22 protein-coding genes are annotated in these 20,078 nt (G+C 53.6%); 17 read left to right on the top strand and 5 right to left on the bottom strand.

Annotated features, from left to right (window positions below; translation table 11 throughout):
- Position 1 precedes the first annotated feature (1 nt).
- From HYS22_05960 to HYS22_05935, 6 genes are all read left to right on the top strand, one after another.
- Positions 2–1,510: a F0F1 ATP synthase subunit alpha gene (locus tag HYS22_05960; protein ID MBI1909696.1), complete on the top strand. Its 1,509-nt coding sequence runs from the start codon at positions 2–4 to the stop codon at positions 1,508–1,510.
- A 3-nt stretch (positions 1,511–1,513) separates the two neighbouring features.
- Positions 1,514–2,401: an ATP synthase F1 subunit gamma gene (gene atpG / locus HYS22_05955; GenBank protein ID MBI1909695.1), complete on the top strand. Its 888-nt coding sequence runs from the start codon at positions 1,514–1,516 to the stop codon at positions 2,399–2,401.
- A gap of 44 nt (positions 2,402–2,445) precedes the next feature.
- Positions 2,446–3,867: a F0F1 ATP synthase subunit beta gene (atpD, locus tag HYS22_05950; protein MBI1909694.1), complete on the top strand. Its 1,422-nt coding sequence runs from the start codon at positions 2,446–2,448 to the stop codon at positions 3,865–3,867.
- 29 nt (positions 3,868–3,896) lie between these two features.
- Positions 3,897–4,163, top strand: coding sequence for a F0F1 ATP synthase subunit epsilon (gene atpC, locus HYS22_05945; protein MBI1909693.1), 267 nt, complete (start codon positions 3,897–3,899; stop codon positions 4,161–4,163).
- A 56-nt stretch (positions 4,164–4,219) separates the two neighbouring features.
- On the top strand, positions 4,220–8,392 hold the full coding sequence (locus tag HYS22_05940; GenBank protein MBI1909692.1) for a bifunctional proline dehydrogenase/L-glutamate gamma-semialdehyde dehydrogenase: 4,173 nt from the start codon (positions 4,220–4,222) through the stop codon (positions 8,390–8,392).
- Positions 8,393–8,493: 101 nt separating this feature from the next.
- A complete protein-coding gene (locus HYS22_05935; protein MBI1909691.1) occupies positions 8,494–9,885 on the top strand; it encodes a hypothetical protein in 1,392 nt (463 codons plus the stop codon).
- 3 nt (positions 9,886–9,888) lie between these two features.
- Here HYS22_05935 and HYS22_05930 read toward each other — a convergent pair whose 3' ends face one another.
- On the bottom strand, positions 9,889–10,824 hold the full coding sequence (locus HYS22_05930; protein MBI1909690.1) for a hypothetical protein: 936 nt from the start codon (positions 10,822–10,824) through the stop codon (positions 9,889–9,891).
- Positions 10,825–10,908: 84 nt separating this feature from the next.
- Between HYS22_05930 and HYS22_05925 the strand changes: the two genes are divergently transcribed.
- From HYS22_05925 to HYS22_05910, 4 genes are all read left to right on the top strand, one after another.
- Positions 10,909–11,277 carry a hypothetical protein gene (locus HYS22_05925; protein MBI1909689.1) on the top strand — a complete coding sequence of 123 codons (369 nt, stop codon included), beginning with the start codon at positions 10,909–10,911 and terminating at the stop codon, positions 11,275–11,277.
- Complete coding sequence (locus HYS22_05920) at positions 11,270–12,181, top strand: DUF882 domain-containing protein (GenBank protein MBI1909688.1); 912 nt, start codon at positions 11,270–11,272, stop codon at positions 12,179–12,181. Before HYS22_05925 ends, HYS22_05920 begins: the two co-directional genes overlap by 8 nt.
- Entirely contained in the window at positions 12,178–12,606 is a 429-nt protein-coding gene (locus HYS22_05915) for a hypothetical protein (protein MBI1909687.1), read from the top strand. The genes HYS22_05920 and HYS22_05915 overlap by 4 nt, the downstream gene beginning before the upstream one ends.
- 100 nt (positions 12,607–12,706) lie before the next feature.
- Complete coding sequence (locus HYS22_05910; GenBank protein ID MBI1909686.1) at positions 12,707–13,477, top strand: lytic transglycosylase domain-containing protein; 771 nt, start codon at positions 12,707–12,709, stop codon at positions 13,475–13,477.
- 1 nt (position 13,478) lies between these two features.
- Here HYS22_05910 and HYS22_05905 read toward each other — a convergent pair whose 3' ends face one another.
- The 3 genes from HYS22_05905 to HYS22_05895 form a co-directional block, all read right to left on the bottom strand.
- Positions 13,479–13,880 (bottom strand): PilZ domain-containing protein, encoded by a 402-nt coding sequence (locus tag HYS22_05905; protein MBI1909685.1) that lies wholly within the window; start codon positions 13,878–13,880, stop codon positions 13,479–13,481.
- A 67-nt stretch (positions 13,881–13,947) separates the two neighbouring features.
- On the bottom strand, positions 13,948–14,154 hold the full coding sequence (locus HYS22_05900) for a hypothetical protein (GenBank protein ID MBI1909684.1): 207 nt from the start codon (positions 14,152–14,154) through the stop codon (positions 13,948–13,950).
- A gap of 65 nt (positions 14,155–14,219) precedes the next feature.
- Complete coding sequence (locus HYS22_05895; GenBank protein ID MBI1909683.1) at positions 14,220–14,603, bottom strand: hypothetical protein; 384 nt, start codon at positions 14,601–14,603, stop codon at positions 14,220–14,222.
- Positions 14,604–14,682: 79 nt separating this feature from the next.
- Between HYS22_05895 and HYS22_05890 the strand changes: the two genes are divergently transcribed.
- The 7 genes from HYS22_05890 to hpnH all read left to right on the top strand — a co-directional run bounded on the left by HYS22_05890 (position 14,683) and on the right by hpnH (position 19,757).
- Positions 14,683–15,549, top strand: a complete 867-nt coding sequence (locus tag HYS22_05890; GenBank protein ID MBI1909682.1) for a carbon-nitrogen hydrolase — start codon at positions 14,683–14,685, stop codon at positions 15,547–15,549.
- Positions 15,550–15,554: 5 nt separating this feature from the next.
- A complete protein-coding gene (locus tag HYS22_05885) occupies positions 15,555–16,607 on the top strand; it encodes an agmatine deiminase family protein (protein ID MBI1909681.1) in 1,053 nt (350 codons plus the stop codon).
- On the top strand, positions 16,604–17,320 hold the full coding sequence (locus HYS22_05880; protein MBI1909680.1) for an RNA methyltransferase: 717 nt from the start codon (positions 16,604–16,606) through the stop codon (positions 17,318–17,320). The genes HYS22_05885 and HYS22_05880 overlap by 4 nt, the downstream gene beginning before the upstream one ends.
- Positions 17,321–17,396: 76 nt before the next feature.
- Positions 17,397–17,669 carry a type II toxin-antitoxin system mRNA interferase toxin, RelE/StbE family gene (locus tag HYS22_05875; protein MBI1909679.1) on the top strand — a complete coding sequence of 91 codons (273 nt, stop codon included), beginning with the start codon at positions 17,397–17,399 and terminating at the stop codon, positions 17,667–17,669.
- Between the two features lie 10 nt (positions 17,670–17,679).
- Positions 17,680–17,955 carry a helix-turn-helix transcriptional regulator gene (locus HYS22_05870; protein MBI1909678.1) on the top strand — a complete coding sequence of 92 codons (276 nt, stop codon included), beginning with the start codon at positions 17,680–17,682 and terminating at the stop codon, positions 17,953–17,955.
- A 75-nt stretch (positions 17,956–18,030) separates the two neighbouring features.
- Complete coding sequence (locus HYS22_05865; protein MBI1909677.1) at positions 18,031–18,750, top strand: NifU family protein; 720 nt, start codon at positions 18,031–18,033, stop codon at positions 18,748–18,750.
- Positions 18,750–19,757, top strand: coding sequence for an adenosyl-hopene transferase HpnH (hpnH, locus tag HYS22_05860; GenBank protein MBI1909676.1), 1,008 nt, complete (start codon positions 18,750–18,752; stop codon positions 19,755–19,757). Before HYS22_05865 ends, hpnH begins: the two co-directional genes overlap by 1 nt.
- Here the strand turns inward: hpnH and HYS22_05855 are convergent.
- Positions 19,754–20,077 carry a hypothetical protein gene (locus tag HYS22_05855; protein ID MBI1909675.1) on the bottom strand — a complete coding sequence of 108 codons (324 nt, stop codon included), beginning with the start codon at positions 20,075–20,077 and terminating at the stop codon, positions 19,754–19,756. The genes hpnH and HYS22_05855 overlap by 4 nt on opposite strands.
- Position 20,078 lies beyond the last annotated feature (1 nt).

Raw genomic sequence — 20,078 nt, 5'->3', positions numbered from 1 at the left:
GATGGAACTACGCGCTGAAGAGATCAGTTCGATCATTAAAAAACAGATCAAGGATTATGGGAAAAAGGCCGAGGCCTCCGAGGTTGGAACCGTCCTTTCCGTGGGTGACGGGATCGCCAGGATTCATGGTCTGGACAAGGTGATGGCGGGGGAATTAGTGACCTTTGAAAACGGGGTGAAGGGGATTGTTTTAAACCTGGAGGAAGACACGGTCGGTGTTGCGGTGATGGGAGAGGTTTTAGAAATCAAAGAGGGGGATACCGTTGCCAGGACGGGGCGGATTGCTGAGGTTCCGGTAGGGAAGGGGCTTCTGGGACGTGTGGTGAGCGCCCTGGGTGAACCGCTTGATGGTTTGGGCCCCCTATCGGCCAAGGAATATCGCAAGATTGAGATCAAGGCGCCTGGAATTGTCGCCCGCCGTGGGGTTCATCAACCGCTCCAGACCGGGATCAAGGCGATCGACTCGATGATCCCGATCGGCCGTGGGCAACGCGAACTGATCATCGGTGACCGCCAGACGGGGAAGACCGCCATCGCTATGGATACTATCGTCAATCAAAAAGGGGGGGACGTTTTTTGTATCTATGTGGCGATCGGTCAGAAGCAATCAACGGTGGCCCAGGTGGTCGATAAATTGAAGAGTTTTGGGGCGATGGAATACACCATCGTGGTGGCCGCCAATGCCAGTGATCCAGCCCCACTCCAGTTTCTGGCCCCTTACGGCGGTTGCACGATGGGGGAATATTTCAGGGACAACGGGATGCATGCCCTGATCATCTATGACGATCTTTCCAAACATGCTGTGTCCTACCGCCAGCTCTCTCTGATCCTTCGAAGGCCCCCGGGGCGTGAGGCGTATCCTGGTGATGTTTTTTATCTTCATTCGCGTCTCCTCGAGCGTGCCGCCAAGATGAGCGAGGAAAAAGGGGGAGGATCGCTGACCGCCCTGCCGGTAATCGAGACCCAGGCGGGGGATGTTTCTGCCTATATCCCGACGAACGTTATTTCAATCACCGATGGGCAGATTTATCTGGAGACCGATCTTTTCTACGCCGGTGTCCGTCCGGCGGTTAACGTTGGGCTTTCGGTTTCCCGTGTCGGCGGCAATGCCCAGATCAAGGCGATGAAGCAGGTGGCTGGGACCCTCCGTCTGGAACTGGCCCAATACCGCGAATTAGCCGCCTTTGCCCAGTTTGGTTCCGACCTGGATAAATCGACACAGGCCCAGTTGGCCCGGGGGGCCCGGCTGGTTGAGGTATTGAAACAGGGGCAGTACCAGCCGATGCCGGTTGAAAGACAGGTCCTTTCTATTTTTGCCGCGACCAACGGTTACGTGGACGAGGTTCCTACAGAGAAGGTTCAGAAATATTTAACCGAGATGACCCTTTTTATGGAAACCAAACAGGCTGGTTTGGTCAAGGAGATCAGGGAGAAAAAGAGCCTCTCGGAGGAGTGGAAGGAAAAGGCCAAACAGGCGCTGGATGAATTTAAGGGGCGCTTTGCCGTCTAAACCATGGCGACTCCCAAGACCATACGCAAAAGGATCGGTTCGGTGAAAAACACACAAAAGATCACCAAGGCGATGAAGATGGTGGCGGCGGCCAAGCTCCGCAGGGCCCAGCAAAGATTGGTGGCGGGACGCCCTTATGCTACGAAGTTAGACCAGCTGGTCCACGACGTGGCCGATCGCTACCGACAGGCCCAAGAGGAGGGGAAGACTGTTCTTGAAATCCCCTTACTCAGAAATCAGGCCCAAAGGAGGGCCGATTTTTTTATCCTCAGTTCCGATCGCGGTCTCTGTGGTGGTTTTAACGGGAACCTCCTCCGGAAAACGGAAGATTTTATTCGGCAGGGGAGGGGAACTTACCAGGAAATCAATCTCTCCGTCGTGGGTAAAAAGGGGCGAGATTTTTTCCGGGCAAGGCAGGTGGAAACTCCGAAGGTTTTGACCGGCCTCTATGATGGTTTTGACTTTGACCAGGCGGTCCAGCTGGCCCAGGAGGTTGCCGAGGGATACCAGAGCGGTCTCTTTGACACCTTTTTTATTGTTTACAACGGTTTTAAATCGGCGATCTCTCAGGAAATCAGAATTCGGCAGTTATTGCCGATTACGGAAACCGCTCACCCGGAAAATAAGTCCCTAACCAATTATATCTACGAACCCTCCGCCGAAAAAGTTTTAAAGGTGTTGTTGCCAACCTGGCTGGCGACGCAGATCTTTATTGCCTTTCTTGAATCGATTGCGAGTGAGCAGGGGGCCCGGATGGCGGCGATGGAAAATGCGACCAACAATTGCCGGGATATGATCTATCGTTTAACACTGCAACTGAACCGCATCCGCCAGGCCGCAATCACCAAGGAGTTGATGGATATTGTTAACGGAGCAGAAGCATTAAAATAAACAGGACATTTATGAAAATGATAACTATTGAAGGAGAAAAAGGTATGAAAGCCAAAGAATTATCACGAGGGAGAATCACTCAAGTCATCGGGCCGGTGGTCGATGTCCAGTTTTCGATCTCGGAACTCCCCGAAATCTACACGGCGCTCAAAGTCACCAATGCCTCCATTAATGACAAGCCGTGGAATCTGGTCTTGGAAGTGGCCCAGCATATCGGGGAAAACACGGTTCGCTGTGTGGCGATGGATGCGAGCGACGGTCTTGTTCGTGGGGGAGAGGTCCTGAATACCGGTGAACCGATCCAGATGCCGGTCGGGGCGGAGGTTTTAGGGCGGATTATCAATGTTGTTGGTGAACCGGTGGATGAAATGGGACCGATCAAAACGAAAAAAAGCTATCCAATCCACCGCAAACCCCCCTCCTTTCTGGAACAGTCCACAGCCGTCCAGATGTTTGAGACAGGGATCAAGGTAGTGGATCTTCTCGCCCCCTACGCGAAGGGGGGAAAGATCGGTCTCTTTGGCGGCGCCGGCGTCGGCAAGACGGTTATCATCATGGAGCTGATCAATAATATCGCCAAACAGCACGGCGGTTTCTCGGTGTTTGGTGGCGTTGGAGAGAGGACCCGCGAGGGGAATGACCTCTGGCATGAGATGAAGGAATCCGGTGTTATCAGCAAGACCGCCCTGGTTTACGGGCAGATGAACGAACCCCCCGGGGCCCGCGCCCGTGTCGGTCTTTCAGCGCTCACGGTGGCCGAGTATTTCCGGGATGAGGAGAACCAGGACGTCCTTCTTTTTGTTGACAATATTTTTCGTTTTACCCAGGCGGGCGCCGAAGTTTCGGCCCTCCTTGGACGGATCCCATCGGCCGTTGGTTACCAGCCGACCCTTTCCACCGACCTGGGTGAGTTGCAAGAGAGGATCACTTCGACCACGAAGGGTTCCATCACCTCGGTTCAAGCGATCTACGTCCCCGCCGACGACTTGACCGACCCGGCGCCGGCAACCACCTTTGCCCATCTGGATGCAACGACGGTTCTTTCACGGCAGATTGCAGAACTGGGGATCTATCCCGCTGTGGACCCGCTCGATTCGACCTCCCGATTACTAACACCGCAGGTTGTGGGTGAGGGGCATTATCAAGTAGCCCGCGATGTTCAAAAGATCTTGCAGAGGTATAAAGACCTTCAAGATATTATTGCCATTCTTGGGATGGATGAGCTTTCTGAAGAGGACAAGCTGACTGTCTCTAGAGCCCGGAAGATCCAGAAGTTCCTTTCACAGCCGTTCTTTGTGGCGGCCCAGTTCACCGGCCTGGAAGGAAAATATGTCAAGTTGTCCGACACGATCCGCGGTTTTAGGGAAATCGTGGAAGGAAAACATGACGATGTCCCGGAGCAGGCGTTTTATATGGTTGGAACGATTGAGGAGGTCTTGGCCAAGGCCCAGAAATTAGCGGCTTAAGTGGGTGTCCGGTAAAAAAGGAGAAAATCATGGCTGAAAAACTAAAACTGGCAATCCTGACCCCTGAGAAGGCGGTCTGTCTCGGTGAATCGGCCGATTCACTCACTGTTCCCGGTCTTCAGGGGGAGTTCCAGATCCTTCCCGGACACACCTTTTTTCTGACAGAGCTGGGGGAGGGGCGTTTGACCTATACCAGCGGCTCTGACACAAAGTCTTTCCAGATCTCCGGTGGCTTTGCCGAGGTGGCGGAAGACCGCGTGACCCTGCTCGCCCAGAAGATAGAAACGGTCGCCTAAAAAGGGCGCAACCAAATCCCTCTGTAGGCGATAAAACCCCGCAAGACGCCACTCCTATGACCGTTACCCTTTGCACAGAAGACCCTCTTCGTCGCGCGAGCTCCTGTGTGACGATTGATGAGAGCAATGGTGTTTTTTCGGCAGGGGCCCCTCCTGAAGTTGCCCTTCCCCCCGTTGACTCTTTTTCTTTGGGTCCCCCCAATTCGAGCGGCACTCCGCCATCCCCCCCCTCGGGAGACCCACTTGAGAGGAGGACCAAAGAAATCGGCCGTCAGTTGCTTGTAGAAGCAACGCGGTACAAGGATGAGGTCAAAGAGACCTGGTTCCAGCGGCTGGTCATGAATTTTATTGCGAGGGATCCGGAGCGGTTGCGACAGATCCTTTTTTTGACCTCGGCCTTTCCAACGATCGAAAACGATCCTGCCGTTGTAGCCGATCATGTCTACCAGTATGTTGTTGAGAACGACCCTGTTCTTCATACGATGGACAGGTTCTTGGGTCATCCGACCGGTTATCTAAAAGGTTTGATCACAAAGATGGTGCGGGCCCAGATTGTCTCGATGGGGCGTCGCTTCATCCCGGGCGAGAATCTTACCGGGGCCTCCCCGGAGCTGGACCGGCTGGCCCGCCATCGGATCTACGCAACCGTTGATCTCTTGGGGGAGGCGAGCCTGAGTGACGACGAGGCGAACCGCCAGGTCACCGCTTATGAAGAGATGATCAAGGCCTTGGGCCAGAAGTATGCCGGCAGGCCTCGGACCACGGGTGGTAAATTGCTTGCCGAGGTATCGATTAAACTGACCGCCCTGGAACCTCACCTCGATCCGCTTGACCGGGAAGGGAGTTACCAAAGGGTCGCCCCGCGTCTCACCAAGATTTTTGAAGCCTGCATGGAAAATGGCGTTGCGATCACCATTGACTTGGAACAATACGATATCGCCGAACTCTCCTATTATATTTTTATGAAGGTCCTTTCCCAACCGCGGTTTCGAGAATTCCGGGACGCCGCCATTGTTATCCAGGCCTATCTTAAGGATGCGGAAAATTACTTGAATCGTCTTGAGGGTTGGGTGCAAAGACCGGTCAATAAAGTTGATGACTGGGATCTTCCGGGCCGCGGCGGTACCCCGATCGGGATCCGTCTCGTCAAAGGGGCGAACTGGGATTTTGAAACATCAATCAGTGCCCAGAACGGTTGGGATTATCCGGTTTTTGTCAATAAATGGGAGACGGATGCCAACTGGGAGCATCTTGCGAGACGTCTGATTGCCAATTGGCGTTTCTTGCGTCCCGATCTTGGGAGCCACAATGTTCGGAGCCTTGCCAGGGGGATGGCGATTGCTGAAAGGTTGGGGGTCCCCAAAGAGGCGATCGATTTTGAAATGTTGGCCGGGATGGAAGGGGATATCTTGCGAGCCGCGGTCGAGGGGAGGGGATACAACGGCCGGTTTTATACCCCGGTCGGCCCACTGATCCCCGGCATGGCCTATTTTGTGAGGAGGGTTTTGGAAAACAGCTCAAACTCAGGTTTTGTCCAGAGCCGGCGTTCGAGACCAGATCCTGAAATCCTGCTCCGTTCCCCAACTGAGGTTGCCGCCCTCGCCGCCGCTTCTCAAGGGGTCAATCAACCTTTGGGTGAATCACCCTTGGGTGAAGCACCCTTTGCCGACGGTCCGTTTGGACCCTTCCGACCGGAACCGCTCCTCGATTTTCGTCAAGCCTCTGTCAGGGAAGAGTTTGAGCGGGTGGTGGCCTCTGCCCGTCAAAAAGAGATCGGTTCAGTTCCTGATTCAACCCCTGAGGTTGTCAATCATGCCATTACTATGGCGGCCGCGGCGGCCACCGGGTGGAACAGAACACCCCCCATGACACGGGCCGAGGTGATTCTCGGTTTCGCAAGACTCCTGAGGCGGGACCGTAATCGACTGACCGCCCTGGTGATGACCTCCGGAAAGATCCGGCGTGAGGCGGATGCCGATATCGCCGAGGCGATTGACTTTGCCGAATGGTATGCCCGTCTCCTGATGGAGGTCGATACCGATATTTACAGAGGAGGGGGGGTCGGGGCGGTCATCTCCCCATGGAATTTTGCCTCGATCGGTCTCGGGATGACTCTTCAAGAAGTAGCCGCCGGGAATGCGGCTGTCTGGAAGCCGTCGGAACGCTCCACCGCACCAATCATCGCGGCAGAATTTGTGGGACTAATGAGAGAGGCCGGTTTTCCACCGGGACTGGTCAATCTGGTTTTTGGGGCGGGGGATCTGGGAGAGCTGTTGGTCAATGACCCTCGCGTGACCTCAACCGCCTTTACCGGTTCTAAAGCGGTTGGTTTGAGTCTTTATGAGAGGGCGGTCACCCAGCCGTACCTCCCTTCCTTTGGGAGCAGTCGTCGGGCGGTGACCGAGATGGGGGGACGAAACGGGATCATCATCAGCAAGGATGCCGATATGGATGATGCCGTGCGGGGTTTTGTTCAATCGATGACCGGTCATGCCGGGCAGAAATGTTCCGCCTGTTCAGTCGTGATTATCCACGAGGACCGTTACGCCGAGTTCATGGCACGGGTTGTGCCAGCGCTCCGGAGCCTGAAGGTTGGAGACCCCTTTGACTCCGGAACAGAGGTGCCGCCGTTGATCGATGAGCGGGCAAGACGCACCATCGATGAGAATCAGTTAGGTCCGGCCCGGGAGAGACTGAGAGACACCGCAGAATTTTACAGTCATGGAGGACCAATGGAGGGGAACGGTGCCTATGTTTCCCCCACGCTTATTGTCCAGCCGCCACCTTCTGATCCTGTTCTCCGAGAGGAGATGTTTGGCCCTATCGCCTCTGTCCTGACGTTTAGCGATTTTGACGAGGCGCTCCGTTTGTTAAATGATACAGAGTTCGGCCTCACAGCAGGGCTCTACTCACGCAACCCGCGTGAGATCCGGCGTTTCACGGTCGAGGCGAGGGCCGGCAACCTCTACATTAACAGAAGGATTACTGGTGCCCGCGTTGGCATTGAACCGTTCGGTGGTTTTGGGATGTCCGGAACCGGTCCCAAGGCAGGCGGGCCAGACTCCCTGACCCCTTTCATGCGTGTCCGTCCGGAGAGGCGCCCAGAAAGGGCAAAGCGGTCCTATACCTCTAACACAATGATCCCAGTTGAGCTGGCCCAGAGGTCGGACAGTTTAAGGCGACGCCTTGTAACGGATGTTTCCCCTGATTTTAATGGGATCATTGAAAGGGCTGAGATAAGCCAAGCGGCAGAGTTCCGATGGGAGACAAGAGAAAATTCGCTGAATCGTTTGGCCGCCTATGTTGCCGGGCATGAGGATGAACTGGTGGCGTTGCTCGCGACGGAGTATGGGATCGGCTATCTCGATGCCCAAGAAGAGGCCGTCGGTGCGGCAACGGTGATCCGGCAGATGACTGTTAGTGCCGCGCGGCTTGTCGAACCCCAACCGACCTCTTTCAATCCCGGTGAAAGGACAGAGTTGAGGTACCGTCCAAGGGGGGTTGGGCTTGTCATCGGTTCAGACCATACACCACTTCCATCACTGGCGGCCCTTTTGTCCGGGGCCTTGGCTGTTGGTAATAGTCTGATTTTGACCTCCACAGAAAAAGGGGACAGACTGGTGGCCCGGTGGTTTGCCGATGCGGCCCGAAGGTTTGGATTACCGGTCCAGTTCCATGCGCCGTCGGCCGGTTCAGCGGCCCAACTGGCCATGCACCCCCGTTTGGGTTTTGTCGCCTATGACGGGACACCGGAGGAGGGGACGGCGGTGTTGCGGGAGACGGTTCGTAATCTTCCTGTGCGTGGGGCTCACGGAATCCCCGCCTTTATCGGAACCCCCTTTGCAACGGTTCCTGAGGCCGATGATTTTGTCCGGCGTTTTGCCTTGGAAATAACGGTGAGTGAAAATTTGATGAGTCATGGGGCGAACCTCGGGCGCCGTGAACTGCCGGTGCCGAATAAAGGGGGGCCGACGCCTCCTCGCGGTTTGACCCCTTCCATCCCAACGGCGGCCCTTAATTCCCCAGATGGTAATTCACTAACGGCCCAGCCGGGATTAGAGGCCCTCTTGGAAAGGGGTGGCTATCCTCTCCCCCCTTCGGAGTCCCCTGTGGGGTTGAGGGAAGCAGTTATTGATCGGATGATGGAGGGGAGGGGAGATCCCGCACTACCACTCCCAGCGACATGGCCTGTGACTGAAAGGAGCCTTCTTCCAAAGGTTATTCCCTAACAATCGGATATCTCTTCATTTTTCTATTTTCCGCATCTTTCCCCACAACTCCGCCCGCCTCCTGACGATAATACTGCTGAATTTAAAAGGGGGTTTTTCTTATGGGTGAACCAGGATCAACAAGGACAATCGGCTTTCCAGGAACGCAACCGGTGACCTATTTGGAGGATCTTCCTCTTCGGCAAGATGTCGAAGAGGCGCTGGCCGGTCAGGTTGGCTTTTATTCCGTTTGCGTCAAAGGAGAGGTAGAACTTCCGGAGATGCCGCCGGACCAAAGTCCTCTTGTCCTTCCCTCCCCGACAGTCCAGGAAGATGTTGTCCTGATGGTGGGGGATCTCCCGTGTGCCAATAGTTCTCTCACGAGACTGACCGGTTCTCTCCGGGATGTTTCAAGCCCGGATCTTTTACTGCCTGGTTGGAATGACCAATGGGTCAAGATTCAACGGGGGGTGATTGACCCTGCGGACACCGCCTACCGGAGTCCGTTGATCGCGATGGCGAGGGATGATTTAACAGGACGGGTCTTTCTGGTGGCGGACCGGGTCAATGACAGGACCAAGAATTCACTGGCGGTCAGGGAAGCGGACGTTGAGATACCTTACTCCTTTCGAACGAACGAATCATGGGAGGCGTTGACCTATGCCGCCTGGGGAAGGATCCAGGGGGACTATCTCCGAAGGCAGGGGGGGGCGTTACTCGTAGGAGGACTGACGAGGGATCAGTTTGAGATCTGGCGGGAAAATCTTGTCGGGAAGGGGATCGGTGATTCCGGGGTCAATCTGAGGGAGATGGTGGAGGCCAAAAAGGCCGGTGGTGAAACAGGATTGGCTGCGTTACGGGCAAGATTACCGGAACACCTCCGCAATCTCCCGATTGAGGTGGACGACCCGGCAAGGGTGGAAGAGTTTGCCAAGGCGCTCATGAAGGTGGCGCCAAAGGCGCCAGAGGGGGCCCCCGGGTGGGGTTGGCTTGTCTCTGTCTTTGTGGTGGGTGGGGCGGTGGCGGCCGTCTTTGGTCATGGGATCATTGAGGGGCTCCGGCATTGGTGGAATAACCGGAGAGGTCCTCCCGGTGGTGGTGGCGGTTTTGATCGTGAAGCAGTTCGTGTTACGGTTGTTGAAATTGTTCGTGAGTTAGCCAAAGAAGGGGTTCCAGTCAGGACCATTGATACCCCTCCGGGAGCTCCGGCATTGCCGGGCGATGGTTCGCCTGGTGGTCGTGCCCTCCCACCGGGAAATGGGGCCAAGAGGATTCTTGTTGAAGGACCTTCTTTTTGGAAAGAGCTGGTTACCACCGCCAGAAACGATTGGGAGGTGATCCGGGGGACCGCCGTTGAGGTCCCGGGGACGGTCGTGGCGGCCACCGCCGCGGTTCTGGGTGCGGTAGCCGTCGCCTCTCGAGTCGCTCCCCTTGTCCTTCAGGAGGCGGCGGCCGGGTTTTTGATTGTCCCTGCGAATATTCTACAACCGGAAACGGTTCCTTCAGAAATCTGACACCTAGGGAACCACCTCTTCTGATTCTGTTGCCAACTGGACCGCATGCGGGTCTTGGGCCTTCGCCGTGGAAAGGCCTGTGATCGCGACCGACTGAAAACTGAAATTTTCCCCTTGATCCTTGCTGATCCCGACGATTAAGCCCGAAGAGCTGGAACCGGTCCCGTCCTGAACATAAAGGTAAACCTTACTGCTATTTGTTTTGACTGCGGATGGGGCGGAGGCCTGATCGCGAACAACATTGGTCGCCACCGTTTTGAAGTTTGAGCCTTCTGTCTTCTTGGCGACCCCAGCGGTGTAATCCAACCCGTCAGAGGATTCTGCGGCGTAAATTTTCTGTTCCGCCGCATCGGTACTCGTCTCCGAAGGGGCCCAGCGGTAGAACATCAGAAAGGTCCCATCCTCTTTTTTGATGACGGTTGGGTCACAGATGACCCCACTCCCGTGGCTGTTCACCAGGGCCCGGGCATTAACCGAAAGAGACCCCTCGCTGGTGCTATAGTTAGATCGTTTAATAATTCCGTCGGCGCAGTGAAAGGTCACTATCGTGGTTGTGGTCTTGCCCGATTCATCTTGGCCGGTGGCGGTGATGGCGTGGGTGGAGGAGTTTCCCCCCTTGTCCCAGTCAAAGGTTGTCTCTTCGGTAAAGGTGCTGTTCATACTGTCTGCAGTCGCCTTGAAGAGCCGGTTTTCCTTGGTGGTAAAGAGGACAAACTGGTTGGAAACCGGTTCGAAGAGATCGGGGTGACGGGCGCCCGTTTTTTCAAAGCGGGTCCCCGATTCCTCCGTAAAGTTGACCCCGTCGGCCGAGGTGGCGGAAAGGATCTTGCCGGTTCCGGACCCGACATAAAAGAGGCGGACAAAAGGGACCTGGATTGTGACGTCGCCGGAGCCGCAACCAGCAAGGATGAGAAGGAGGAGGGGCCAAAATCGCTTCATCCCCGAAAGGGTAGCGCGAAGCGGGGAGGGGGGCAACCGAAAAATCAATTGTCCTTTCCCCCCCTTTTCGCTACTAAGGCCTCTGTGAGGTTCCTCGTTCTGGTTCTCTTGTTGGGGGTTGCCCCTGCGGCCTTTGCCCTTCCACCGGTAGTGGCCTTCCCCCAGGCGAGGCGGTATCTCCCCTTTGTGCTTGGCAAAAAGGAGCCTTACAAGGCCAAACCGATTTCCGAACCGGAATGGAGCGGGGGAAAATCCCACTGCGAATCGCTCCGTCGTCAGTGCGTCCTGATGGAAAATCAGGTGGCCGATACCCATAACAAGATGGCGGTGGTGAAGTCTGTTTCGGAAAGGGACCGGCTCCACCGCAAGATTGAACGCCGCCAGAAACAGATGCAGGGGTGTTACCAGAGGCATAGGCGATGCCAAGGGACCGGTGGAGCGGCCGATGAATAACCGGGTCATTTACAGTCTTCTCCTGGGCCTGATCGGTTTTTCTTTTAATAGCGATGCCACCAGTCTCTCTCTCCCGCCGGGGCATGGCCGTTTCTTTCTTGAGGGGGATGGGACTGTTTCACTCCAGGAGTGGGGGAGTCACCGTCGATTGAAGGTCTCCTACCGGAACAAGGAGAAGGATTATTCCGAAGAGGGGAGGAAGGCGATCAATCAGTTCTTTGGCGCCGATCAGTACGGAGACCGGATCGCCCTCCGGTTGATTGCCCTTTTGGACTACCTGGAAGATAACTACCGGATTCGCCCGATCCAGATCCGCTCCGGCTACCGGAGTCCGGAGGAAAATGAACAACTCCGGAAGGCCGGGAAGATGGCCGGGAAGGCAAGCCTTCACAAAGACGGTCTGGCGGCTGATCTGCAACTGAATTACAATCTGGCCCGGAAAATATGGCAGGAACTTCGGGATAAGGACTGTTGCGGCCTCGGTTTTTATCACACGAAGACGCTTCATCTGGATACCGGAAAGCCCCGTTTCTGGGATGAAACCTCCTCCAAAACCGGAACCACGATTGCGGACCACAACAAGAGGATCTTCCTCACCACTGATTTTGACCGGTACCCTCCCGGTCAACCGGCAGAAATTTCCTTCGTGCAGGTGACCGATTACCCGTTTGGGGTGAAAGAGGTCAGTCTGGTCTCAGAGGGGGGAGGAAAACAGCCTCTTTTTAGGCCCAAAGAGGGGTGTGCTCTGGTCAAGGAAAAAGGAGAGACTTTTTCAGTGTTGTTACCCGGAGATGTTTCTTTAGGCAGGGCTCGCCTACAGGCACTCTTCTGCCAGAAACCATTTGCCGAGATGCCGGATGAGGTTACCTCGAATTTTATAGAGATCGAAAGGAAAAACCAATGAGTGCTACCGTCTGGAGGTATCTTTTGTTTGGTCTTGCCGGCTGGATCGGGGAGATCCTCTATACCGGTGTGAAGGATAGGGTCAAAAATAAAAGCTGGCGGCTTTCTGCCAACACCTCTCTCTGGATGTTTCCGATCTATAGTCTTATCGCCTTTCTCTTTGAACCGGTCCATAATCAGCTGGTCTATTACCCCCTCCTCTTTCGGGCCGTTGGTTATATGCTGGTCTTTTTTGGGGTGGAACTGGCGAGCGGTTTCCTCCTCAAGAAACTGACCGGCGACTATGTCTGGCACTACAGTTCCCGGTTTTCTCTCGGTGGTTATATCAAACTCTCGCATGCCCCGGTCTGGTACGTTACCGGCCTCCTGGTCGATACCTATTACGGTAACATTGTCTGGCTCTCAGAGCTGTTGGCCAAGATGTAGTTTCAACCCCCCGGTTCAGGGGGTTGAAGACCCCCCTTGTTTCAACCCCATTATCTTTAACTAGCTGTGATCACTTAACTTTATTGATCCGTGGATTGGCATGGAAACTGCAAGATTATCCCTTGGTATGCTCTTGCCCAAACTCAACCCATATGGTTCTGCCCAAAAGGTGGACCGTTCTGAAAAGAGTCAAGTGGGGTCTACTAAAAAGGAAGGGAGTTTTGCGGCCCTTCTTCAGGAAACTTCTTCCAAACCAAAAACCGGTATTTCCGAACAAAAATCGTTCCGGCCCCTCAGTGCCAAGGAAGAGGAACAAGAAGAAATTAATCTTGCCGTTCAGGAGGCTTCCTCAAAATATAACCTGCCGCCCGAACTGATTAATGCGGTTATCAAGCAGGAGAGTCATTTCAACTCCCGTGCCGTTTCCCCCGTTGGGGCTCAAGGGTTGATGCAACTGATGCCTTCCACGGCGAGAGAAATGGGGGTTAAGAATTCATTCGATATTAGGCAGAATGTGGATGGCGGTTCCAAATACCTTCGTCAGATGATCGATCGTTTTGATGGAGACCTACCAAAGGCGATTGCCGCCTATAATGCCGGTCCGGGAGCGGTTGAAAAGGCGGGAGGGATTCCCCCGTACGCCGAAACCCAAAACTATGTACCATCAGTATTGAAAAACTTCTTTGCCGAACTGGGGACCCAGAGTGGCTACTGGGACAAGGGATTTTCAGGTTTGAAAGAAAGCGGCCTGGCGCTCTTGGGCGAATCGCCCTTGACGGGTCTGATGCCGCAACCCTCCTCCAACGACACCCCCCAGAACAACGGGCAGGACCGCCTTCCCCCTCAACAAAAGGTTTTTAGACGGGTTTAATTCAGTTAACGGCCGGGTTGGTGGTTCCGACAAAGCGCGACATCTGATCAAAGACAAAGCCCAAAAACTTCTTTTTGTCCTTCTCTTCCATATGCCGGATAATCGCCCCGGTTTCAAAACTATTTTCAGAGACCTGATTCTGCCAGACCACCTCACCGCTGGCGTGGATGGGGCTCCCCTCCTGCTCCGGGGTAAAGATTTCCAGGTCGAGGGTCGACCCATTCTGGAGGGCAGCCGGGGTCATCAGTCTTAGGCCCCCGGCGCTGATATCGCTGCTGATCGCCTCCGCGTAGGGACTGAGCTCACCATTACCGGAAACAACGGCGTAACTAACGGTGACGGCAATATCGAGGCGGGCGTACTTCCTTCTTTCCCTTCGGGCCGTACTTTGGTTTTTATCCATCGTTTCCCTCCCTCACCCGGGACTTATCGGAGGGGAAATGGCAAAAGTTGCCTTAAAAACTGGGGGGCTAAACGGCCCCTCCTGAACCGGTACCGGGGAAGTCGCGGTCCATCACCGTCTTCCGCCCCTCCTGCTGGGCCGTCTGGATCGCCTGGTCACAGGTCTTTTTAACGATCTCGGTCAAGGCCTGGAGTGTGGAGGCTGAGGTGTTCATCCCCGATTTCTCACGGATGTATTGTTTTACCTTTGAGGCTACAACAAGCATGTCGCTCATGGCTTCTCCTTTGGTTAGAAGCAACCTCTTGTAGCAGAAACTTTTTAAATATCAAGGTTGAAAAACTAAGGCTGGAAAACTTTAGTGGCCCCATATTCCCGCCGGAAAAGGCCGGTCTTGGCCTGGGGGCTCTGGTGGGTTTGGCGGCAGTCATCCGGGACAGATTGGTCATCGGCGCATTTGACGCAGAGCCAGTACTTATCCAGACTCCTCTTGCGATGTTGGTAATATTCCACGTCCGGGGAACTTTTTTGGCACTCCTCACACAAGGTGCGGATGTGATGTTCATGGACTTTCTCAACCGGCTTGGGGGGTCGTGGGGTCGATGGTCTCACCGCTTTTTTTGGGGGATTGGGACGGCCCCTTCTCTTTGAGGCCTCTTCGGCTGCCTTGATTTTTTCCTTGGTGATCAGTCCTGTTTTGAGGAGGGCTTCTTTGAGCGACTGCATCGGTTTTTAATATGTCTTATGGTGAGAAAATCGTCAATGATCCTCTTGCAAGTTGGTGATGCTCCGGTATAGTGCCTTTATGGCCAACACGGTAACTCTGGGACTTGTCCAGCGGGCCTGCAGTGGGGACCCCCGGCGCAATTTTTCACAGGCGGTGGAAGATATTAAAAAATTGGCCGACCGTGGGGCCCAGATCATTTCTCTTTCAGAGCTTTTTCTCTCCCGTTATTTCTGTCAGGTAGAAAACAAAAAGTTCTTTGAGCTGGCAGAGAGGATTCCCGGGGATTCAACCGAGAGACTGTCAAAGGTGGCGGCTGAAAAGAAGGTTGTTTTGGTCGCCTCCCTATTTGAGCAGACAGAAAATAAAGTTTATTACAACACCGCCGTTGTTTTTGATGCCGATGGCTTCCTGGTTGGAAAATACCGGAAGACCCATATCCCGGATGACCTTACCAATTATTACGGGGAGCGGTTTTATTTCTCACCGGGCGACCTGGGGTATAAGAGTTTTCAGACCCGCTATGCCCGGATCGGTGTTTGCGTCTGCTGGGATCAATGGTTCCCGGAGGCGGCCAGACTTCTTGCCCTGGATGGGGCCGAGATTATTTTTTACCCCACAGCGATTGGATGGCCCGTTCAGAAAAAAGGTCAGCAGTCGTTGAATGAGAAAGAAAGACAAGCCTGGATTACCATTCAACGAAGTCATGCCATTGCGAATGGTGTCTTTGTCGCCGCGGTGAATCGGGTCGGGGAGGAAGACCACCTCCATTTTTGGGGGAGCTCTTTTGTGTCCAGTCCGTTGGGAGAGGTGATTGCCCTGGCGAGTGATCGCAAAGAGGAATTGCTCTTGGTTCCTTGTAATCTTGCAGAAATCAATGCCGTCCGCAAGGACTGGCCCTTTTTGAAGGCCCGCAGGACTGATACGTACAGCCGGTTGGTCAAATAATTTTCATGCCTGGAACACCGCCACAGTTAACCTACCGAATGCCGGCCGAATGGGAGCCGCATGAGGCGACCTGGCTCGCTTGGCCGCACAATCCGGAGACCTGGCCCGGGAAGATGGACAAGATTCCGGTCGTTTGGGTGGCGATGGTAAAGGCGCTCTCTCCCCGGGAGAAGGTCCCTATTTTAGTAAATGATGAGAAATCAGAAAAACAGGCCTTGGGGCTTTTGCAAAAAGGGGATGTTCCGATCTCTGCCAATATTATTTTTCATCGAATCCCAACCAATGATTCCTGGATCCGTGATTTTGGACCTATTTTTATAAAAAATGGAAAAGATGTTGTGGTGACCGACTGGATCTTTAATACTTGGGGAGGGCGGTGGGAGCCACGGCCGCTCGATAATGCCGTACCTGAAAAAATTGCCACGCTAACGGGGCACAAAATTTTGTCGACGAACATCGTTCTGGAAGGGGGCTCAATTGATGTGAATGGGAAGGGAACCCTTTTGACGACCGAGTCCTGTCTCTTAAGCCCGACACGCAATCCGAATCTTTCACGGGGAGAGATTGAACAAAAACTTTTAGAATATCTCGGGATTAAAAAAGTCATTTGGCTTAAAAGTGGGATTGCCGGGGATGATACGTCGGGGCATATTGATGATATCGCCCGGTTTGTGAACCCGACGACCGTTGTTTGCATTTCAACCAAGGATTCCAGGGACCCCAACTACGAGATTCTTCAAAAAAATCTTGAACTCCTCAAGGAGGCGACGGATCAGGATGGGAATCGTTTAACGGTCATCCCGTTGCCGATGCCGAAACCGATCCCGGGCCCGAAGGGGATCGGGTATCAGGACGACTGCCTCCCGGCCAGCTACGCCAATTTCTATATTGCCAATGGGGTTGTGTTGCTCCCGGTCTTTGGGCAGGAGACCGATCGGGAGGCGACCGCCATTTTGCAATCGGTTTTTCCAGACCGTAAAATTATCGGGATCCGTGCCGAAGATCTTGTCTGGGGTCTCGGTGGAATTCATTGTGTGACGCAACAGCAACCTTTGTGATCCATTTTTCTTTCATCCTTGTCTCTCCGTTGTATGCCGGCAATGTCGGCTCTTCCGCTCGGGCCTTGCACAATATGGGGTTTGCCGATCTTCGTTTGGTTAGCCCGCGTTGTGATCCCCGCAACTTGGAAGCGGTGAAAATGTCGATGGGGGGAGGGGAGATTCTCAAAAAGGCCAAAATTTTTAGGACCATCCCTGAGGCAGTGGCCGATTGTCATTTTGTAATTGGCACCTCCTGTGAGCGGGAAGATCGAAATCGGAGGCAGATTTCGTCTCGCGACCTTGTTACTTACTTAAAAAGGGAGAAGCCAGGTTCCAGAATAGGGATCCTCTTTGGACCGGAGGAGATCGGTCTCTCCAACGAGGCGGCCGCCTATTGCGACCGGATCGTTTCGATCCCGGCCAATAAAAAAAATCCTTCCTTGAACCTCTCTCAGGCGGTCTTGTTGATCGCCTATGAATTGTCACTGTTGCATGATTGGAAAATAAAAAAACCGGCGAAGCCGGCTGTGGCAACAAGGAAGAGTTTTGAGGGGATGATCGGTCATTTAGAAGAGGTCTTACGGGCGATCCAGTATCTGGACCCCCAGAACCCTTTTCGGAATATGGTGGTGATCCGGGATCTCTTCCGCCGGGTCCGGCCGACTGAATCCGATATCTTCCACCTCCGAGCGATTTTCCGGAAGGCGATGTACCTGGCGCGGAAGGGATAATGATCAAGTTACAAATAGGCCTGATACCTGTTTTTACCGTTGACATATTTAACATATTGAATATTTGTTATAATGAATGTATACTGTTCTGGAGCATAAGGAGGTTGCCAAGGTATTTAAACGGGCCCCCGTTGAGATAAAAAGAAGCTACCTCGCCTGGAAGCGCATTGTCGAACTTGAGGGGCCACAGGGGTTAAGGTTGATGAAGGGGTTCCATGATGAAGCCCTTAGAGGAGAGTGGGGCGGGTTTCGCTCCTCTCGTCTGAACAGGCAATGGAGGGTGATTTATAAAATAGATAAGGACCAATTAACTGTTTATGTCGTGGAGATCAATCCACACAGCTACTAAAGGTGATCCGATGAAGAAAAAGATCAATAAAAAGGATTTCGTGGTAGGGGAAGATCCTGCTTCAATGACGCCGGGGGAAATGCTGGCTACACTTCGTAATTTACAGGAGCTAACTCAAGGGGGGTTGGCCAAGTTAACCGGCATGACCCAGGCCAATATTTCCAATATGGAATCAGGTCGTCAGCAGATTGGTCGAGACAGGGCGCTCGTCTTGGCGAAGGCCCTGAAAGTCCATCCCGCTGTGATTATGTTTCCGAACTACAGCGTTGAGGACGAAGCGGCCTAAGATTTCCAATCATTCCCCTCCTTGACAAGCCGGTTTTAACGGACCTACACTGGCCCTTAAATAAGGAGAAAAACCATGTTTGAAAAATTGACCAATCGTTTCAAGGGTGGTTCACCCGAGGGTGATTCCCCCGAAAAGGAAGAAGGCAAAAAAGGGCTCCCCAGTTATGGCGCGTCGAAGCCAGCGGCCGGGTTGCCTACCTATTCTTCGCCCAAGGATGTTACACCCAAGGCTGAAACAAAGCCATCCATCTCCGTTTTCCCCGAGCCGACGCCGAACCCTTCCAGCGTGAAATTCAGTGTGATGGGAAAGACAATCCTGCGATCGGGCGGACTTGATTTCCCAAACGTGGCTTCAACGACTGAAGCCCCTCTAGCACGCGAACTTTTTAAGGTGACTGGAGTTGGCGGTGTTTTTCTGGGGACGAACTTTGTGACGATAACCAAGACCCACGAGTTAAGTTGGCCGGAATTAATGGATAGTGTGATTGACAGCCTCAAGGCCTATCTGGAATCGGACAAGACTATTGCGAATGTCAAGGAGCCGGCCATCTCTACGAGTGAGACCAGTGAGATCGAAACTAAAATCCGTTCCATTCTGGACAATGAAATCCGTCCGGCGGTGGCTCGGGATGGGGGAGATGTGGTGTTTCATAGTTATGAAGATGGCGTAGTTACCTTAACCCTTCGAGGTTCATGCAGCAGTTGTCCGAGTTCGATCATGACCCTGAAGATGGGGATCGAGAATCGACTGAAGGCCCAGATCCCGGAAGTAACTGAAGTAAACTCGCTTTAATGTCTGTTCCTCTTTCCCAGATGGCCCGCGTGGCCGGCTATGTCGTCTCCCAGAAGTTGAAGGGGAGGAAACGTTACCCGCTTGTCCTCATGTTGGAGCCCCTTTTCCGCTGCAACCTGGAGTGTGCTGGATGCGGCAAGATCCAGTATCCTGAAGAAACCTTGAACAAAAGACTGAGTCCCGAAGAATGTTTCAAGGCGGTTGATGAGTGTGGGGCCCCGATGGTGAGCATTCCGGGGGGAGAGCCATTGATCCATCCGGAAATTGAGCAGATTGTGACAGGGTTGGTAGAACGAAAAAAATATATTTACCTTTGCACCAATGCGATCCTTCTTAAACGAAAACTGGATCTCTTCAAACCCTCAAAATACCTGACCTTCAGTATTCATATGGATGGCATTAGGGAGGATCACGATCATGCGGTCTGCCGTGAAGGGGTTTATGATGTTGCGGCAGAGGCGATCCAGGAGACTCTCAAGAGAGGTTTCCGCGTTACCACCAACACGACCCTTTTTGACGGGGCCAAACCGGAGAATGTCCGCAGGATGTTTGATGAGATGATGGCACTGGGAGTTGAGGGGATGATGATTTCCCCGGGTTATTCCTATGAAAAGGCCCCTGACCGTGAACACTTTCTCAAACGGAACCGGACCCGTGAGCTCTTTTCCAAGATTTTGCACAAGCCGAAGAAGCACTGGAAATTTAATGAATCGCCACTTTTTCTTAAATTCCTGAAGGGGGAGATCGATTATCAATGCACCCCTTGGGGGAATCCCACTTACAATGTTTTTGGCTGGCAGAAGCCCTGTTACCTTCTTCAAGAAGGGTATACGCATTCCTTCAAGGATTTGATGGAAGGGACGGAGTGGGAAAAATACGGGACCGGCCGATTCGAAAAGTGCGCCGACTGCATGGTCCATTGCGGCTACGAGGCCTCAGCGGTTGACGATACCTTTAGCTCTTTCAAGGGACTCTTTCGCACCATCCGGGCGATGGTTTCTCATTAAAAAAGGAGGATCTTTTCAGCCACCTCAGTTTGAGGAGGGGTAGGGTAGTCGGTGGCGAGCGTCCGCAGGCGGGCGAATTTCTCCTTCAGGTTCCACTGTCCGGTATGATCCAGTTTGGGGAACTGATCCAGGATGAGACCGACAAGGGGTGTTTCACCCAAGGGTGATTTTAACCCCTCCAGTTTTTTTTTGAATCCCTCAATAGTATGCATCCGGGCCGCCATCACCAGGGAATAGGCCTTTTCGCGAGGGAGAGAGAGTTTTTGGCCGTCACCAACGATCTCAAGAGTCCCGTTATTATAATTGACGAGTTCGATCATA

It is taken from the genome of Deltaproteobacteria bacterium (genome assembly GCA_016177765.1).
Taxonomy (GTDB): Bacteria; UBA10199; UBA10199; order JACPAL01; family JACOUP01; genus JACOUP01.
This window is presented reverse-complemented; position numbering and strand designations above follow the sequence as displayed.

What these genes read in the sequence shown, in the direction of transcription:
- HYS22_05875 (MBI1909679.1), top strand. Translation starts at nt 17,397, where the DNA reads ATGTATACTGTTCTGGAGCATAAGGAGGTTGCCAAGGTATTTAAACGG.
- HYS22_05865 (MBI1909677.1), top strand. Translation starts at nt 18,031, where the DNA reads ATGTTTGAAAAATTGACCAATCGTTTCAAGGGTGGTTCACCCGAGGGT.
- atpD (MBI1909694.1), top strand. Translation starts at nt 2,446, where the DNA reads ATGAAAGCCAAAGAATTATCACGAGGGAGAATCACTCAAGTCATCGGG.
- HYS22_05960 (MBI1909696.1), top strand. Translation starts at nt 2, where the DNA reads ATGGAACTACGCGCTGAAGAGATCAGTTCGATCATTAAAAAACAGATC.
- HYS22_05940 (MBI1909692.1), top strand. Translation starts at nt 4,220, where the DNA reads ATGACCGTTACCCTTTGCACAGAAGACCCTCTTCGTCGCGCGAGCTCC.
- HYS22_05915 (MBI1909687.1), top strand. Translation starts at nt 12,178, where the DNA reads ATGAGTGCTACCGTCTGGAGGTATCTTTTGTTTGGTCTTGCCGGCTGG.
- hpnH (MBI1909676.1), top strand. Translation starts at nt 18,750, where the DNA reads ATGTCTGTTCCTCTTTCCCAGATGGCCCGCGTGGCCGGCTATGTCGTC.
- HYS22_05910 (MBI1909686.1), top strand. Translation starts at nt 12,707, where the DNA reads ATGGAAACTGCAAGATTATCCCTTGGTATGCTCTTGCCCAAACTCAAC.
- HYS22_05930 (MBI1909690.1), bottom strand. Translation starts at nt 10,824, where the DNA reads ATGAAGCGATTTTGGCCCCTCCTCCTTCTCATCCTTGCTGGTTGCGGC.
- HYS22_05855 (MBI1909675.1), bottom strand. Translation starts at nt 20,077, where the DNA reads ATGATCGAACTCGTCAATTATAATAACGGGACTCTTGAGATCGTTGGT.
- HYS22_05935 (MBI1909691.1), top strand. Translation starts at nt 8,494, where the DNA reads ATGGGTGAACCAGGATCAACAAGGACAATCGGCTTTCCAGGAACGCAA.
- atpC (MBI1909693.1), top strand. Translation starts at nt 3,897, where the DNA reads ATGGCTGAAAAACTAAAACTGGCAATCCTGACCCCTGAGAAGGCGGTC.
- HYS22_05885 (MBI1909681.1), top strand. Translation starts at nt 15,555, where the DNA reads ATGCCTGGAACACCGCCACAGTTAACCTACCGAATGCCGGCCGAATGG.
- HYS22_05895 (MBI1909683.1), bottom strand. Translation starts at nt 14,603, where the DNA reads ATGCAGTCGCTCAAAGAAGCCCTCCTCAAAACAGGACTGATCACCAAG.
- HYS22_05920 (MBI1909688.1), top strand. Translation starts at nt 11,270, where the DNA reads ATGAATAACCGGGTCATTTACAGTCTTCTCCTGGGCCTGATCGGTTTT.
- HYS22_05900 (MBI1909684.1), bottom strand. Translation starts at nt 14,154, where the DNA reads ATGAGCGACATGCTTGTTGTAGCCTCAAAGGTAAAACAATACATCCGT.
- atpG (MBI1909695.1), top strand. Translation starts at nt 1,514, where the DNA reads ATGGCGACTCCCAAGACCATACGCAAAAGGATCGGTTCGGTGAAAAAC.
- HYS22_05905 (MBI1909685.1), bottom strand. Translation starts at nt 13,880, where the DNA reads ATGGATAAAAACCAAAGTACGGCCCGAAGGGAAAGAAGGAAGTACGCC.
- HYS22_05890 (MBI1909682.1), top strand. Translation starts at nt 14,683, where the DNA reads ATGGCCAACACGGTAACTCTGGGACTTGTCCAGCGGGCCTGCAGTGGG.
- HYS22_05870 (MBI1909678.1), top strand. Translation starts at nt 17,680, where the DNA reads ATGAAGAAAAAGATCAATAAAAAGGATTTCGTGGTAGGGGAAGATCCT.